A 16,164-nucleotide genomic window follows, 5' to 3' on the forward strand; every position below is an offset into this window, starting at 1 on the left:
ATGTGGGAGCTGGCTTGCCTGCGATAACGGTGGGTCAGCCAAGGAAGTTTCAACTGACACACCGCCATCGCAGGCAAGCCAGCTCCCACAATTAACTGTGTTGTATTGATCAGGAAGAACATGCCCGCACTCAACCACGAACGCCCCGACCCCGACGCCCTGCTCGCGCGGGTACAGCTCGAAGAACAGGCCGCCTTGCGCGGCAAATTGCGTATCTACTTCGGCTCCAATGCCGGGGTGGGCAAGACCTGCGCCATGCTCGCGGCGGCGCAACACGAAGTCGCCCTGGGCCGTGATGTGCTTGCCGGCATCGTCGAAACCCACGGCCGCACGGAGACTGCCGAGCGGCTTCAAGGCCTGGAGCAACTGCCCCTTGCCGCCTTGCTGCACCACGATTTTGCGCTCAGCGAATTCGACCTCGACGCCGCGTTGCGCAGGCACCCCGCCGTGGTGCTGGTGGACGAACTGGCCCACAGCAACGTACCCGGTTCGCGGCATCCCAAACGCTGGCAAGACGTTGAAGAACTGCTCAGCGCCGGTATCGACGTGTGGACCACGCTCAACGTCCAGCACCTGGAAAGCCTGAATGATCTGGTCAGCGGCATCATCGGCATTCGCGTGCGCGAAACCGTGCCGGACCATGTGTTTGATAACGCCCATGACGTGGTGGTGATCGACCTGCCGCCCGACGATTTGCTGCAACGCTTGAAGGACGGCAAGGTCTACCTCGGCCCGCAAGCCGAACGCGCCGCCCAGCATTTTTTTCGCAAGGGCAACCTGTTGGCCCTGCGCGAACTGGCGCTGCGGCGCACGGCGGATCGGGTCGACGCGCAGATGCGCGTGTACCGTCGCGAACAGTCGATTAAAGCCTTGTGGCCAGCCCGCGAACGCTTGCTGGTCGGTGTGGCAGGCGACGCCGGTGATGAACGCCTGGTGCGCGAAGCCGCACGATTGGCGCAAAAGCTCGAGGCTGACTGGATCGTGGTGCATGTCGCATCGGTCCAAGGCAGCGGCGCCAAGCGGTACCTCACCGCGATGAAAACACTGAGCCTGGCCAGCGAATTCGGCGCCGATACCACCACGCTGCCAGGCATGGACGTGGCTGAAGCCCTGGCCGCCTGCGCCCGCGAACACAACGCCAACCGCCTGGTGCTCGGCCATCATCCGCGCCGGGCATGGCGATTCTGGCACCCGTCGGTTGGCGACCGGATCAGCCGCCATCACCCGCAAATCGATCAGATCGTGATTGCCCACGGTGTGTTGCCGGGGCCTGCACCGGTGAGCGAAAAACCCACGCCAACGCCGGGCCGCGCCTTGGCGTACCTGTGGGCCACACTTGCCTGTTCCAGCGCCAGCGCCGTTGCGGCCTTGCTCCTGCAAGTGTTCGACCTGGCCAACGTGGTGATGCTGTTTTTGCTCACCGTGGTGCTGGTGGCCCTGCGTTACGGACGCGGCCCCGGCGTGTGGGCGGCGATGCTGGCGGTATTGTGTTTCGACTTCTTTTTCGTGCAGCCGCGCTACTCGTTCACCGTCAATGACACCCAGTATTTTTTCACCTTTGCGCTGATGCTCGGCATTGCCTTGATCACCGGGCAACTCACCGCCCGCCTGCGCCATGAAGCACGCACGGCGGCCGCGCGCGAACGGCGCGCTACCTCATTGGCGCGGCTGGCTCGCGACTTGTCGGCGGCACTGACCGTGGAGCACATCAGCGAAGTCGCACTGCGCACTTTCAGTGGCGTGTTCGAGGCACGGGTCGGCCTGGCCTTGCCGGACGCCGCCGATGGCGTGCACAGCGTGAGTGCCGGTGGCTTGCCGATTGACGACAGCATCGCCCAATGGGCTTACGACCACGGCCAGGCCGCTGGCCAAGGCACCGACACCTTATCGGCGGCCAAAGGTTGCTATTTACCACTCAAGGCGCCGATGCGCGTGCGCGGCGTGCTGGTGCTCGAACTGGCCCAAGGCGAGCGCCTGAACGACCCGCAGGAACGCCGCCTGCTGGAAGCCTGCATGAGCCAATTGGCGATTGCGCTGGAGCGCGTGCATTTTGTCGAGGTGGCGCAAAGCACGCTGGTGCAGATGGAAGGCGAGAAGATGCGCAACACCCTGCTCGCCGCCATTTCCCACGACTTGCGCACGCCCTTGACCACCCTGATCGGCGCCACCGACACCGCCCTGCCCCATGCCCCGCCTGGTCCGCTGACCGAATTGCTGCACGGCATTCATGAGCAAGCCACGTCGATGCAGCGGCTGATCGAAAACCTGCTGGACATGGCGCGCATGCAGGAGCGCGGCGTGCGCCTGAACCGGCAGTGGCATTCGCTGGAAGAAATCGTCGGCAGCGCTTTGCGCCAGTTGCGTGAGCCGTTGGCACACCACAGCGTGCAAACCCTATTGGATTCGCAGTTGCCGCTGGTGGACATCGACGCACTGCTGATCGAGCGAGTGCTGGTCAATCTGCTGGATAACGCCGCCAAGTACACACCGGCGGGCACCCTCATCACCGTCGCCGCCAGCCAGGTATCAGACAGCATCGTGCTGGAAGTTCGCGACAACGGCCCGGGCCAGGCGCCCGCCAACCTGTTCGAACCTTTCGCGCGCGGCCAACAGGAATCGTCCGTGACCGGCATCGGCCTGGGCCTGGCGTTGGCCAAACGCATCGTTGAAGCCCATGGCGGGCATATCCACACCCACCCGCTAGCGACGGGCGGCATGCACTTCATCATCACCTTACCGGCCGGCACCCCGCCGCCCATGGAAACCCTATGAGCACTGCACGCATTTTGATTGTGGAAGACGAAGCCAATATCCGTCGCTTTGTCGGGATCGCCCTGCAAGATGAAGGTTTTCAGGTGTTCGAAGCCGACAGCGTCAAGCGTGCGCTGATCCACGCCGCCAGCCGTCAACCGGACCTGGTGATCGTCGACCTCGGCTTACCCGATGGCGATGGCAAGCAACTGATCAGTGAGTTGCGTGGTTGGCTGGCGGTGCCGATCCTGGTGTTGTCGGCGCGCGATCGCGAAGAAGAAAAAGTCGCCGCCCTGGACGCGGGTGCCGACGACTACCTGACCAAGCCGTTCGGCGTGCCCGAATTGCTCGCACGCATCCGCGCACAACTGCGCAGGCACGGGCAGACCGGTGCGGTGGCGGCGACCAGCAAGGTGGCGTTTGGTGAAATTGAAGTGGACCTTTCGACCCATGAAGTGTGGCGCCAGGGCCAGCCGGTACACCTCACGCCCATCGAGTACCGGCTGCTCTGCGCGATGGTTCGCGGCCAGAGCCGGGTGCTCACCCATCGGCAGTTATTGCTGGAGGTGTGGGGGTTGGACTACGTGGAGCGTCCGCATTATTTGCGTGTGCATATGGCGCACTTGCGGCAAAAACTGGAGGCCGACCCGGCACAGCCGAAGCATTTTATTACCGAGTTGCAGGTGGGGTATCGGTTGATGGGGTTGTGAAACTGCACTCGGCCGGCGAGTTCGCAGTTCCATTCGGTGAGCCGGTTTCACTGGATATTGCCTTGAGAATATCGCCTCAACAGAAAGCCCTTATTAGAAAAAAGGGCTTTCTGTTTATCGTCAACTATTCGCAAAGTCGATGGAGCAGGTCAAAGACGGCTCATCCACATTGCCATACACTAATAGCTATACCGTAGGATATCGCTCATTTGTATTCCATCGACACGCACCTTGAATTCAGGATCGGATCCCGCCGCTTTCCTTCTAGCAGTGGTCCATCGCACAACATAAGTCGCGTCACCTTCCTTTATAATTTCTATAGGAGAATTGCGATCACGCTCAAAATTTACGGGCGTCGGAAGCTGAGTGAGGTCCAATTTATCCTGCCCTGATTTAAATCCAATAATGGTATCAGGCCTTTGCGGGTTTGAATCCCAGGTGTGATTGTACACAACCCTATTATTGCCCGCCCCCAACGTAATCTGATTACTGACGGCATTAGGAATAATGACATTATTACCCGAGCCTGTCCTAAGATCTTCAACTACCGTAGTTGAGGTAATAGAAATATTCTTTGTATAGCCCTTTACACTGGAAAAACTGCCAGGGCGCATATCGATCGTCTGATCATTAGTATCACCCGTGGCATCAATAGTCTCGTGGGAAGAGGAGGTTACCCCACCTGAAATAGTGGCTGTCGCGCCATAACCCCCGTTGCCGACCTGACCTATCTCAATGGGCGCCCTCTCGCCCGTATTTCTCTCGTAGAGACTCTCCAACTGTTCCTGATCATCGAGTTGCGCACCGATGACAGGAGCGCCCTTAAAATCATGACCCGTTCTGGTTTCTGGCTTAGTACTGAGCGCGCTGTAGCCCAGGGAGTCATGCCTACCGCCTTCTTCCTCTGGCTTCGGGGGTTTTACACCCAGGCCGTACAGCAGTGCACGAGTCAGTGTGTGACCGCCTTTATTGGTTTCATTAGGCTCTGAAATCGAGGGATCTTCCTTTGCGTTCCCGTTAAAATAAACCTCGACAGGCTGACTCGAATCAGAGGGCGCATGAACCACTACATCATTCGTTTGTGATGTGTTCTGCTGAAAAGTACCAAATTTCAGTTTTCCATCAGGGTTGTCTATTGTACCTTTTTTGTGGAACACCACATTTACATCATTACTGATTTTTAGCATCTGATGCCGCAGCTCATGTTGCTGCGCGTCAGTGAGCCCTTGATAGCCTTTATTGCCCAAACTGGAAAAATGCTGTCCTTCCGGCCCATCGAAATCCACTTCGATATCAACTTTTCCATTCCCGTCTCGATCCGTAAACTGAGGAGAAGGAGTAGAAGGAATAGACGGAGTAGCAGGGGGAGAAGGGGGAGAAGGGGGCACAACGGAAGAAGTCGCGGTGGCGCGAATACTCATAGCAATCACCTTATAATAATCAATATAAAAAACCTGACGTGCAGCAAGCAAAGCTTATAGCATTCACGTACAAAATATAAAGATGGAAAAGCTTTAGTAAATATTTCGCACTTAGGGCAATACTTAAAAATAACTATAAAGCAAACAACCGTACTTTTGCAGGAATAATCCTATATAAAGCCAACCCTACTGAATACCTACAACATTAATCAATAACGATTGGGCGCGCAATCCATGTCAGCGGCACGCGGCCCCGAACAGTCGCGGTATTGCACTTGTCCGCTGGAGGCGCGTATCGATTAATGGGGTTGTAAACGCACGGAAAGTTACACTGACCACACACAAGGGGCTTTGCCAAAAGCGACTGCCTGGGAGTTCGCGATCGCCACGACTGGCCTTTGTCATCGCAATGGCCGTGGAGCACAACCCCATTTGGCGCTGGGCTACCGGTAGGCACTCTCGCTATTTACATCAGCGGTGCTGTTTGTATTTCTGAGCCGACGTGAGATCGCACCCGCGCCTACGGCGCTCGCCGTTGAAGCGCAAAGCTGAATCGCAGGCAAAAAAAAGCCCGCTCAATGAGCGGGCTTCTTGTGGTGACCTGGCGTTCAGTGTTCCAGGTGACCGAATATGGCGCAGCGGACGGGACTCGAACCCGCGACCCCCGGCGTGACAGGCCGGTATTCTAACCGACTGAACTACCGCTGCGCGTAACACTTGAAACGAATGGTGGGTGATGACGGGATCGAACCGCCGACATTCTGCTTGTAAGGCAGACGCTCTCCCAGCTGAGCTAATCACCCTTCGCTTCGGTGTGGGCGGCATAATACACCAAAAATCTGCAATGTCTTGATTTAAATGCAATTTATTTAAAATAATTTCTCCAGCACCCTCCGCGCCCCGAAAAACGGGGCTTCAAGCCTCCAAATGCGAGTCTATTGCGTTTATACGCTGCATGGCGGCACAATTAAAAACCATTCTCAATAACACCTGAGCCGCGCCTATGTCTGTGGGTGAACCGCCATTCCAACGGGAAATAACCCTGCTCTACAGTGAGCATCACGGCTGGCTGCTCAGTTGGTTGCGGCGCAAACTCGGTTGCCGCCAGAACGCAGCCGATCTGGCGCAGGACACGTTTGCGCGGATTCTCAATGCCCGTGAATCCGTGGCAAGCATTCGTGAGCCGCGTGCTTATTTAAGTACCACGGCTCGACGCCTGCTGATCGATCAGGCGCGGCGTAAACAGATTGAGCAGGCTTACCTGCAAGAGTTGGCGCTCACGGTAGACGCGCTGGAGGGGTTTCAGTCGCCGGAGCAAATCCACACGACCCTCGAAGCGCTCGAGCACATCGCGTTTATTCTGGAAGGCATGCACGACTACTCGCGCCAGGCGTTTGTGCTGTATTACCTGGAAGAAATGACCCAGCAACAAATCGCTCGGCAGCTCAAGCTGTCGGAACGCACCGTGCGCAAATACCTGATCCAGGCACTGGTGCATTGCAGCCATAGCATGGACACCTGACCCGCGCATGCCTGACACCCACCAACAGATCGAAGAACAAGCCGCTCAATGGCTACTGCGTTTGCACGAAGGTGATGTGAGCCAAGCCCAGCGCATGGCGTTCGAGTGCTGGAAACAACAAGGGCCACAGTACGCCGCGGCCGCTGCGCGCATGGAGGCCGTGATTGCCCGGATGCAGGCCTTGCGTGCGGAAAAATCACCGGCGCGGGCGGCACTCAACGCGGCATTTGCTCAACGAAAACCGCGGCGCGGCAAAAACGCGGTACGCGCCCTGCTGCTCGCGTGCAGCCTGGCGATTCCTGCGGCGGCGCTGCTCGTCAGCCCTTATCCGCAACGGTGGATGGCCGATGTGCGTAACGGCCCCGGCCAGTGGCAAACCCTGCAGCTGGCGGACGGCTCGACACTCACTCTCAACGGCATCAGCGCGGCCAACCTGCATTTCGATCAACAACAGCGCCGGATTGAATTGCTGCAAGGCGAGATCCTGGTGGACGTCGCCCATGACAACGCACGGCCCTTTATCGTGCAGACCGCGCAAGGCACCCTGCGTGCGCTGGGCACGCGGTTTGTGGTCAAGCGCGAGGGTGACGTGACCGTACTGAGCATGTTGCAGTCGCGCGTGGCGGCGCACAGCACGAATGCCCAGGAGACCGTGGAAGTGGATGCCGGCTCGCAGGCGCTGATGAGCTCGAACGACGTGCGCCTGAACGGCCGTATCGACCCGGCCAGCGTCAACGAAGCCTGGCGTCGCCATCAGTTGGTGGTGGAAAACCGGCCGTTGCCCGACGTACTGGATGAAATCGCCCGCCATCGAACCGGCTATCTGCAATTTGATCGCGCCGCCCTGCAACACCTGCGGGTATCGGCGGTCGTTGCGCTGGATGACAGCGATCAAGCCCTGCAATTGCTGGCGCAGACCTTGCCGATCAAGGTTCGCCACTACACTGCCTGGCTGATGGTCGTGAGCCCTGAAACAGCGCCCAATAAATAATTATTCGCATTTGCTTCCGGTTTTTTTGGGGTTGCCCGTCAAGCAAGGTAATTCGACACGTAAAGGATTGCCCTGACCATGCACACCCCTTCTGACCCACGCGGGCGCTTTGGCCTGCTGAAAAGTGCGCCGCTGTCCCTGGCGATATTTGCCGCGTCCACCCTGAGCACTCACCTGGCACAGGCGGACACGGTCAACGTCGCCGCCCAAGCCTACGACATTCCCGCCGGGCCGCTGGGCACTTCGCTCAACCGCTTTGCCCAGCAAGCCGCCGTGGCGATTGTGTTCCAGCCCCAGGCACTCGAAGGCCTGCAAAGCCCCGGGTTGAAGGGCACCTTTGCCACTCAGGACGGCTTTGATCGGTTGCTGCAAGGCAGTGGCTATCGTGCCGTTAAAGGTGCGCAGGGGTACGCGCTGCAGGCCATTGCGACGGGAAGCAGCGGCACCATGGAGCTAGGCCCCACCGAAGTCACCGCCACCCAGTTGGGTAATGTCACCGAAGGCACAGGCTCCTACACGCCCGGCACGATCGCCACCTCGACGCGGTTGATACTGACGCCCAAACAGACCCCGCAATCGGTGAGCGTGGTCACCCGCCAACACATGGATGACTTTGGCCTAAACAACGTCGACGACGTGATGCGCCATACCCCAGGCATCACCGTGTCGGCCTTCGACACCGAACGCAGCAACTATTACGCGCGCGGCTTTTCGATCAATAACTTCCAGTACGACGGCATTCCTTCGACCGCGCGCAACGTCGCCTACTCGGCGGGCAACACCCTCAGCGACATGGCGATCTATGACCGCGTAGAAGTGCTCAAAGGCGCCACCGGCCTGCTCACCGGCGCCGGCTCACTGGGAGCGACGATCAACCTGGTGCGCAAGAAACCCACCGCCGATTTCCAGGGCCACGCCACGCTCGGGGCCGGCTCATGGGACAACTACCGCAGCGAACTGGACGTAAGCGGCCCAATGACCGACAGCGGCAATGTGCGCGGCCGAGCAGTTGCGGCCTATCAAGACAAGCGCTCGTTCATGGACCGCTACTCGCGCAAGAGCCCGACGTACTAAGGCATCATGGAGTTCGACCTGTCACCCGACACCTTGCTGACCGTGGGCGGCGACTATCAGGATACGTTGCCGACCGCCTCGTCGTGGTCCGGCAGCTTTCCGCTGATCAACTCCCAGGGCGAGCGCAACAGCGTCAAGCGCTCGTTCAACAACGCCGCCAACTGGAGCAGTTGGGAGCAATACACCCGCACCGTGTTCGCCATGCTGGAACATGACCTGGGGGATGGCTGGGTCGGCAAGCTGCAACTCGATCACAAGATCAATGGCTACCACGCGCTGATGGGCTCGATCCAGGGCGACCAGCCACAGCCCGACGGCACGGCCAACCTCACCTCCGGCAAATACACCGGTGACACCGTCAGCGACTCGGCCGACCTGTATGTGAGCGGCCCGTTCAGCCTCGGCGGTCGCGAGCATGAGTTGGTACTGGGCGGCTCCATCAGCGCATCGGAGTGGAAAGGCAAGGGTTACTGGAACCTGGCCCCCAATACCGTCGACTTCAACCACTGGCGCGGCCACGCCACGATCCCGGATTGGGGCAGCGCACAATCACTGATCGACGACACCGTGCGCCAGACCGGCGCCTATGTCACCACGCGCTTGAACCTCGCCGACGACCTCAAGCTGCTGCTGGGCGGGCGCGTGGTCAACTACCAAGTCACCGGCAACAACCCGAGCTACCGCGAGTCCGGGCGATTCGTGCCGTATGTGGGCGCCATTTATGACCTGAACGACACCTACTCGGTCTACGCCAGCTACACCGATATTTTCATGCCGCAGGAAAACTACAACCGCGACCGCGAGAACAAACTGCTTGAACCGGACGAGGGTCAGAACTGGGAATTTGGCCTCAAAGCCGACTTCCTCGACGGCCGCCTCAACGCCAGCGCCGCTTACTTTGAAATCCACGAATCCAACCGCGCGCTCTCCGACGACGAGTACAACAACCAGACGCCGATACCGTCCAACTACGCTTATAAAAGCAGCAAGGCGGTGACCAAGGGCTACGAAGTGGAAGTGTCCGGCGAAATTGCGCCAGGCTGGCAGTTGCAGGCCGGGTACACCCACAAGGTCGTGCGCGATGACAAGGACGTGAAGATCTCCACCTTCGAGCCCGAGGACCAGGTCAAGCTGTACACCACCTATAAACTCAAGGGCGACCTGGACAAGCTCACCGTCGGCGGCGGCGTGCGCTGGCAGAGCGTGGGCTGGCAGGATATCTACAACAACCCGCACAAGGGTTATGAAGAGTTCTCCCAGGACGCTTATTGGCTGGTGGACCTGATGACCCGCTACCAGGTCACCAGGAACCTGTCGGCGACGCTGAACCTCAACAATATCTTCGACAAGTCCTACTACACCAATATCGGTTTCTATAACTCCGCCGCGTATGGCGAGCCGCGCAACGTGATGGTCACCACACGCTGGGATTTCTGATCAGCCCATAAAAAAACGCCTCCGATCATCGGAAATGATCGGCGGCGTTTTTCGGTTTTACACACCCCGGACAGCAAAAAGCCCGCTCATTGAGCGGGCTTTCTGTGGTGACCTGGCGTTCAGTGTTCCAGGTTACCGAATATGGCGCAGCGGACGGGACTCGAACCCGCGACCCCCGGCGTGACAGGCCGGTATTCTAACCGACTGAACTACCGCTGCGCGTAACACTTGAAACGAATGGTGGGTGATGACGGGATCGAACCGCCGACATTCTGCTTGTAAGGCAGACGCTCTCCCAGCTGAGCTAATCACCCTTCGCTTCGGTGTGGCGCGCATTCTACGGAGCGACCTTAAGTCTGGCAAGCACTTTCTTAAATCTTTTTTTTCAGCCCTTCCAATGGCTTAGGCAGGGTTGGCCTCAGCCCGGATCAAGAGAATAATGCCCCCCTTTGTATAAAGGAGAGACTCACCCCATGTGGTTCAAGAACCTGCTTATCTATCGCCTGACCCAAGATCTGCCTGTTGATGCCGAGGCGTTGGAAGCGGCCATGGCCACCAAACTGGCGCGCCCGTGTGCAAGCCAGGAGTTGACCACTTACGGTTTCGTCGCGCCTTTTGGTAAAGGTGAAGACGCTCCCCTGGTGCATGTCAGCGGTGACTTCCTGCTGATCGCTGCACGCAAGGAAGAACGCATCCTGCCGGGTAGCGTGGTGCGTGACGCGCTTAAAGAGAAAGTCGAAGAGATCGAGGCCGAGCAAATGCGCAAGGTCTATAAGAAGGAACGCGACCAGATCAAGGATGAAATCATCCAGGCCTTCCTGCCGCGTGCCTTTATCCGTCGCTCGTCGACTTTCGCCGCCATTGCGCCGAAACAGGGCCTCATCCTGGTCAACTCGGCCAGCCCCAAGCGCGCCGAAGACCTGCTGTCGACCCTGCGCGAAGTGATCGGCACCCTGCCGGTACGCCCGCTGACGGTTAAAACCGCACCCACGGCGATCATGACCGACTGGGTCACCACGCAGAAGCCGGCCGATGACTTCTTCGTCCTCGACGAATGCGAACTGCGCGACACCCACGAAGACGGCGGCATCGTGCGCTGCAAGCGCCAGGACCTGACCGGCGAAGAGATCCAGCTGCACCTGACCACCGGCAAAGTCGTGACGCAATTGTCCCTGGCCTGGCAGGACAAGTTGTCCTTCATGCTCGACGACAAAATGACCGTCAAGCGCCTGAAGTTCGAAGACCTGTTGCAAGACCAGGCCGAACAGGACGGCGGCGACGAGGCATTGGGCCAACTGGATGCCAGCTTTACCCTGATGATGCTGACGTTTGGCGAGTTTCTGCCGGCGTTGGTTGAAGCGCTCGGCGGCGAAGAAACTCCACAGGGCATCTAAGCAACACCCGCCATAAAGGGAGCACAGTCAGTGTGGGAGCTGGCTTGCCTGCGATGCAGACACCTCGGTCCATCAGTCATACCGAGTTGATGCTATCGCAGGCAAGCCAGCTCCCACATTTGATTACATTTGCACTTTCGAAATCTGATAACAAGGACATCCCCCCATGCGTGCACTCGCCGCCTTGAGCCGCTTCGTCGGCAATACCTTCGCCTACTGGGTGTTGATTTTCGCGGTGCTCGCCTTCCTTGAGCCCGGCTGGTTCATTGGCCTCAAGGGCGCCATCGTGCCGCTGCTGGGCCTGGTGATGTTCGGCATGGGGCTGACCTTGAAACTGGAAGACTTCGCTGAAGTCGCTCGCCACCCCTGGCGCGTGGCTCTCGGTGTAGTCGCGCACTTTGTGATCATGCCGGGCGTGGCCTGGCTGCTGTGCCAGGCGTTCCACCTGCCGCCGGAAATCGCCGTCGGCGTGATCCTGGTCGGTTGCTGCCCAAGCGGCACCTCATCCAACGTCATGACCTGGCTGGCCCGGGGCGACCTGGCGCTGTCGGTGGCCATCGCCGCCGTCACCACCCTCCTCGCCCCGCTGCTGACGCCGGCGTTGATCTGGCTGCTGGCCTCGGCCTGGCTGCCGGTGTCGTTCATGGAGTTGTTCTGGTCGATCCTGCAAGTGGTGTTGCTGCCGATCGTGCTGGGCGTGGTGGCGCAACGCGTATTGGGCGACCGGGTGCGCCATGCCGTAGAGGTATTGCCGCTGGTCTCAGTGGTAAGCATCGTAATCATCGTCGCTGCAGTGGTTGCCGCGAGCCAGGCGAAGATCGCCGAATCCGGCCTGTTGATCATGGCGGTGGTCATGCTGCACAACAGCTTCGGTTATCTGCTCGGCTACTTCACTGGTCGCGTGTTCAAACTGCCATTGGCGCAGCGTAAATCCCTGGCGCTGGAAGTGGGCATGCAGAACTCAGGGCTGGGCGCCGCACTGGCCAGTGCGCACTTTTCGCCGTTGGCGGCGGTGCCGAGCGCGCTGTTCAGCGTGTGGCACAATATTTCCGGGGCACTGCTGTCGACGTACTTTCGCAGAATGAGCGAGAAAGAGGACCGTCGCGCCTTGGAGAGCGCGCCGTAAACTTGATCACCTGATCAATTTTCGGCAAGCTACCGACCTTCGCGGGGACGACCTCGCGACGCTCTCAAGCGCTTAATCCGGGGACGACCCCAGCTATAGAGGGGAGATCAACATGTCCTGGATCATTCTGTTTTTTGCCGGGCTGTTCGAGGTCGGCTGGGCGGTCGGCCTGAAGTACACCGACGGTTTCAGCAAGCCGCTGCCGACTGCCCTGACGATTGCCGCCATGGCCATCAGCCTCGGCCTGCTGGGCCTGGCCATGAAGGAGCTGCCGCTGGGCACCGCCTATGCCATCTGGACCGGTGTGGGTGCGGTGGGCACGGTGATCGCCGGGATTATTCTGTTTGGCGAGTCCATGGCGTTGTTTCGTTTGGCGAGTGTGGCGTTGATTATTTGCGGGTTGGTTGGGCTCAAGATCAGCACTTAGGCCACTACCGCCTTCGCGAGCAAGCCCGCTCCCACATTCTGACTGCGTTCACAGATCAAAATGTGGGAGCGGGCTTGCTCGCGAAGGGGCCGGGGCATGCAGTACAGCGCTACCTGACACTCCCCCGCAATAGACCCACCACAGCCTGCAACTGCTCAGGCGTCGCGGCCTCCAGTGCAACCGGCTCCCCCGCCACCAACACCACCCGCGACCAGATCCGATGAAAGATCCCCTTGTTCGGATCGCGACTGAAAAAGCTCCCCCACAACCCTTGCAGCGCCATCGGAATCACCGGCACCGGGGTCTCCTCCAGAATCCGCGTCAACCCGCCACGGAACTCATTCATCTCGCCATTGGCGGTCAGCTTGCCTTCCGGGAAGATGCACACCAATTCCCCGTCCTTCAGGTACTGGGCAATCCGTGTGAAGGCCTTTTCGTAGATCTGGATATCTTCATGGCGCCCGGCAATCGGAATCGCCCCGGCTGTGCGGAAGATAAAGTTGAGCACCGGCAAACGGTAGATCTTGTAGTACATCACAAAGCGAATCGGCCGACGCACCGCGCCGCCAATCAACAATGCATCGACAAACGACACATGGTTGCACACCAGCAGCGCCGCGCCTTCATCCGGAATCAGCTCAAGGTTGCGATGCTCCACGCGGTACATGGAATGGCTCAGCAGCCAAATCATGAAACGCATGGTGAACTCGGGGACGATTTTGAAGATGTACGTGTTGACCGCAATGTTGAGCAGCGACACCACCAGGAACAGCTCGGGGATCGACAGCTTGGCCACGCTCAGCAGCAGGATCGAGACGATGGCCGAGACCACCATGAACAACGCATTGAGAATATTGTTGGCCGCGATGACTCGCGCGCGCTCGTTCTCGGCCGTGCGCGACTGGATCAGCGCGTAGAGCGGCACGATATAGAAGCCACCGAACACACCCAGGCCAAGGATATCGAACAACACCCACCACGCCTGACCGTAGCTGAGCACCGCCAGCCAGCTATGTTCCTGGGGTGACTGCGGGAAACCGCCCGAGTGCCACCACAGCAGCAGGCCGAACACCGTCAGGCCAAACGAGCCAAACGGCACCAGGCCGATCTCGACCTTACGGCCCGAGAGCTTTTCGCAGAGCATCGAACCGACGGCGATGCCCACCGAAAACACCGTGAGGATCAGCGTCACCACGGTTTCGTCGCCGTACAACCATTCCTTGGCGTAGGCCGGGATCTGCGTCAGGTAGATCGCGCCGACAAACCAGAACCACGAGTTGCCGACAATCGAGCGCGACACCGCCGGCGTCTGCCCCAGGCCCAGGCGCAAGGTGGCCCAGGATTGGCTGAAGATATTCCAGTTCAGGCGCAGCTCGGGCGTGGACGCCGCCGCCCGGGGAATGCTGCGGCTGGCCAAGTAGCCGAGCACCGCCACGCCGACAATCGCCACCGCCACCAGTGGCGCGTAATGGGTTGAAGACATGATGATCCCGGCGCTAATGGTACCGGCCAGGATCGCCAGAAACGTCCCCATTTCCACCAGCCCGTTGCCGCCCACCAGCTCATCGTCGTGCAGCGCCTGGGGCATGATCGAGTACTTCACCGGGCCGAACAGCGCCGAATGCGTGCCCATGGCAAACAGCGCCAGCAGCATCAGCTCCAGGTGGTTGAACACAAAGCCGGTGGCGCCCACGGCCATGATCACGATCTCGCCGATCTTGATCGCACGGATCAGCGCGTCCTTGTTGAATTTCTCGCCAAACTGCCCGGCCAGCGCCGAGAACAGGAAGAACGGCAGGATAAACAACAAGGCGCACAGGTTGACCCAGATGGAGCGGTCGCCCTCGATGGTGAGCTTGTAGAGAATCGCCAGGATCAGCGATTGCTTGAAGATGTTGTCGTTGAACGCGCCCAGTAACTGGGTGATGAAAAACGGCAGAAAGCGCCGTGTGCGCAGCAAGGTGAATTGTGAGGGGTGGCTCATCGTCCGTGTTCCTGCGTGGCCTGAAGGCGTGTAGTTTCTCAGGCCACGACTTTACCTAATCGCGCTTACTTATTCCCTAGTCCTGCAATGCATGGCGAAACAAAAAGCTCACCTTTATAGGCGCCCTGCACCGTGCGCTTGGCCACGATCAGCCACATCAGCGCCAATGCCAGCACCAGCACGCTGCCAAAGATGCTGAAAAAACTCAGGTGCAGCAGGCTCGCCAGCTTCAGCGTGGCCAACGCGTAAACCCCCAGCGGGAAGGTAAACCCCCACCAGCCGAGGTTGAACGGAATGCCGGCGCGCAGGTAACGCAGGGTGATCAGCACCGCGATCAGCATCCACCACAAACCGAAGCCCCACAGGGTGATGCCGGCCACCACGCCCAGGCCATTGGCCATTTCGCCCACTTCCGGCAACCCATTGGCGGCGAAGATCGCCGGTGCGTCACCGCCCAACAGCAACATGCCCAGCGCACCGGTACCGATGGGGCCAAGGGCCAGCCAGCTCGACGCGGCCATGTTGGCAGGCGGCAGTTTATGCAGGGCCATGCGCAACATCAGGATGGTCAGGATGCTGAATGCCACCGGCAGGGAAAACGCCCACAGCACGTAGCTGGTCACCAGCATCACCAGTTGCCCATGGGCGTCGGCCAGGTGCGGCGCCAGCAAGCCACCGCTGGCGGCGGCGACTTCGGCGGCAACCACCGGCAACAGCCAGACGGCGGTCATCTGGTCGATGCTGTGTTCCTGGCGGGTGAACATCATGAACGGGATCAACACACCGCAGGCCAGGGCCATCGCCACGTCCAGCCACCATAAGGCTTCTGCCAGCGGGATCACCTCACTGCCCCAGCGCGGCAGCCCGAACAGCAGCAAGCCGTTGAGAATGGTGGCCAGGCCCATGGGAATGGTGCCGAAAAACATCGAGACGGTGGAATGCCCGAAGATGCGTCGTGCTTCGTGGAAAAACATCACCCAGCGTGCCGCGTACAGCAGGCTGAACAGCACAAACAGGCCAATGGTGAACAACCACAACCCTTCGGCAATGACGTGCAAACCTGGCAGGCTGAATGGCAGTTGCGCCAGGGCCAGGGCCAGCACGCCAGTGCCCATGGTGGCGGCAAACCAATTGGGGGTGAACTGGCGAATCACTTCCCGTGGGCGGGTCAGGTGGCTCAAGGGTTTGTAGCTGGGAGTTTTACAGCTTGAGGGCTTGCAACTGGGAGTCGTCGAGCAGGTCATGATGGTAATCCTCTTCCTCGCATGAGGTTGAAGCCATCATAGAACCTGATCGAATATCTATATAACGGGTAATATCTCTATCT

10 protein-coding genes, 4 tRNA genes and 1 pseudogene are annotated in these 16,164 nt (G+C 59.5%); 8 read left to right on the forward strand and 7 right to left on the reverse strand.

Annotated features, from left to right (window positions below; genetic code table 11):
- Positions 1-120: 120 nt before the first annotated feature.
- Both QF043_RS19135 and QF043_RS19140 read left to right on the forward strand, forming a co-directional pair.
- Entirely contained in the window at positions 121-2,772 is a 2,652-nt protein-coding gene (locus tag QF043_RS19135) for a sensor histidine kinase KdpD (RefSeq protein WP_307419803.1), read from the forward strand.
- Positions 2,769-3,461 carry a response regulator gene (locus QF043_RS19140; protein ID WP_307419804.1) on the forward strand — a complete coding sequence of 231 codons (693 nt, stop codon included), beginning with the start codon at positions 2,769-2,771 and terminating at the stop codon, positions 3,459-3,461. The genes QF043_RS19135 and QF043_RS19140 overlap by 4 nt, the downstream gene beginning before the upstream one ends.
- A 179-nt stretch (positions 3,462-3,640) precedes the next feature.
- Here QF043_RS19140 and QF043_RS19145 read toward each other — a convergent pair whose 3' ends face one another.
- From QF043_RS19145 to QF043_RS19155, 3 genes are all read right to left on the reverse strand, one after another.
- On the reverse strand, positions 3,641-4,882 hold the full coding sequence (locus QF043_RS19145; protein ID WP_307419805.1) for a M10 family metallopeptidase C-terminal domain-containing protein: 1,242 nt from the start codon (positions 4,880-4,882) through the stop codon (positions 3,641-3,643).
- A gap of 631 nt (positions 4,883-5,513) precedes the next feature.
- Positions 5,514-5,590 (reverse strand) — tRNA-Asp (locus QF043_RS19150).
- A 19-nt stretch (positions 5,591-5,609) separates the two neighbouring features.
- A tRNA-Val gene (locus QF043_RS19155) sits at positions 5,610-5,685 on the reverse strand.
- A 200-nt stretch (positions 5,686-5,885) separates the two neighbouring features.
- Between QF043_RS19155 and QF043_RS19160 the strand changes: the two genes are divergently transcribed.
- The 3 genes and pseudogenes from QF043_RS19160 (at position 5,886) to QF043_RS19170 (ending at position 9,906) form a co-directional block, all read left to right on the forward strand.
- On the forward strand, positions 5,886-6,404 hold the full coding sequence (locus QF043_RS19160; RefSeq protein ID WP_307419806.1) for a sigma-70 family RNA polymerase sigma factor: 519 nt from the start codon (positions 5,886-5,888) through the stop codon (positions 6,402-6,404).
- A 7-nt stretch (positions 6,405-6,411) separates the two neighbouring features.
- Positions 6,412-7,395 (forward strand): FecR family protein, encoded by a 984-nt coding sequence (locus QF043_RS19165; protein WP_307419807.1) that lies wholly within the window; start codon positions 6,412-6,414, stop codon positions 7,393-7,395.
- 78 nt (positions 7,396-7,473) lie between these two features.
- Positions 7,474-9,906 (forward strand): annotated as a pseudogene (locus QF043_RS19170) (TonB-dependent siderophore receptor).
- Between the two features lie 142 nt (positions 9,907-10,048).
- On the opposite strand, the gene QF043_RS19175 reads toward QF043_RS19170, so the two are convergent.
- Positions 10,049-10,125: transfer RNA gene (locus QF043_RS19175), tRNA-Asp, on the reverse strand.
- 19 nt (positions 10,126-10,144) lie between these two features.
- A tRNA-Val gene (locus QF043_RS19180) sits at positions 10,145-10,220 on the reverse strand.
- A 159-nt stretch (positions 10,221-10,379) separates the two neighbouring features.
- Between QF043_RS19180 and rdgC the strand changes: the two genes are divergently transcribed.
- From rdgC to sugE, 3 genes are all read left to right on the forward strand, one after another.
- A complete protein-coding gene (rdgC, locus tag QF043_RS19185) occupies positions 10,380-11,300 on the forward strand; it encodes a recombination-associated protein RdgC (RefSeq protein WP_003172886.1) in 921 nt (306 codons plus the stop codon).
- A 166-nt stretch (positions 11,301-11,466) separates the two neighbouring features.
- Positions 11,467-12,426 (forward strand): bile acid:sodium symporter family protein, encoded by a 960-nt coding sequence (locus QF043_RS19190; protein WP_307419808.1) that lies wholly within the window; start codon positions 11,467-11,469, stop codon positions 12,424-12,426.
- Positions 12,427-12,538: 112 nt separating this feature from the next.
- Positions 12,539-12,853, forward strand: coding sequence for a quaternary ammonium compound efflux SMR transporter SugE (gene sugE / locus QF043_RS19195; protein ID WP_016970241.1), 315 nt, complete (start codon positions 12,539-12,541; stop codon positions 12,851-12,853).
- A 109-nt stretch (positions 12,854-12,962) separates the two neighbouring features.
- On the opposite strand, the gene QF043_RS19200 is transcribed toward sugE, so the two are convergent.
- Together QF043_RS19200 and QF043_RS19205 are read right to left on the reverse strand one after the other, a co-directional pair.
- Positions 12,963-14,837, reverse strand: coding sequence for an MFS transporter (locus QF043_RS19200; protein ID WP_307419809.1), 1,875 nt, complete (start codon positions 14,835-14,837; stop codon positions 12,963-12,965).
- Between the two features lie 65 nt (positions 14,838-14,902).
- Positions 14,903-16,081, reverse strand: a complete 1,179-nt coding sequence (locus QF043_RS19205; RefSeq protein ID WP_307419810.1) for a TDT family transporter — start codon at positions 16,079-16,081, stop codon at positions 14,903-14,905.
- Between the last annotated feature and the right edge of the window lie 83 nt (positions 16,082-16,164).

This window comes from Pseudomonas sp. W3I7, from assembly GCF_030816095.1.
Classification (GTDB): Bacteria; Pseudomonadota; Gammaproteobacteria; order Pseudomonadales; family Pseudomonadaceae; genus Aquipseudomonas; species Aquipseudomonas salomonii.

Coding starts and splice junctions, on each gene's coding strand:
- QF043_RS19135 (WP_307419803.1), top strand. CDS start 121: ATGCCCGCACTCAACCACGAACGCCCCGACCCCGACGCCCTGCTCGCG.
- QF043_RS19140 (WP_307419804.1), top strand. CDS start 2,769: ATGAGCACTGCACGCATTTTGATTGTGGAAGACGAAGCCAATATCCGT.
- QF043_RS19145 (WP_307419805.1), bottom strand. CDS start 4,882: ATGAGTATTCGCGCCACCGCGACTTCTTCCGTTGTGCCCCCTTCTCCC.
- QF043_RS19160 (WP_307419806.1), top strand. CDS start 5,886: ATGTCTGTGGGTGAACCGCCATTCCAACGGGAAATAACCCTGCTCTAC.
- QF043_RS19165 (WP_307419807.1), top strand. CDS start 6,412: ATGCCTGACACCCACCAACAGATCGAAGAACAAGCCGCTCAATGGCTA.
- rdgC (WP_003172886.1), top strand. CDS start 10,380: ATGTGGTTCAAGAACCTGCTTATCTATCGCCTGACCCAAGATCTGCCT.
- QF043_RS19190 (WP_307419808.1), top strand. CDS start 11,467: ATGCGTGCACTCGCCGCCTTGAGCCGCTTCGTCGGCAATACCTTCGCC.
- sugE (WP_016970241.1), top strand. CDS start 12,539: ATGTCCTGGATCATTCTGTTTTTTGCCGGGCTGTTCGAGGTCGGCTGG.
- QF043_RS19200 (WP_307419809.1), bottom strand. CDS start 14,837: ATGAGCCACCCCTCACAATTCACCTTGCTGCGCACACGGCGCTTTCTG.
- QF043_RS19205 (WP_307419810.1), bottom strand. CDS start 16,081: ATGACCTGCTCGACGACTCCCAGTTGCAAGCCCTCAAGCTGTAAAACT.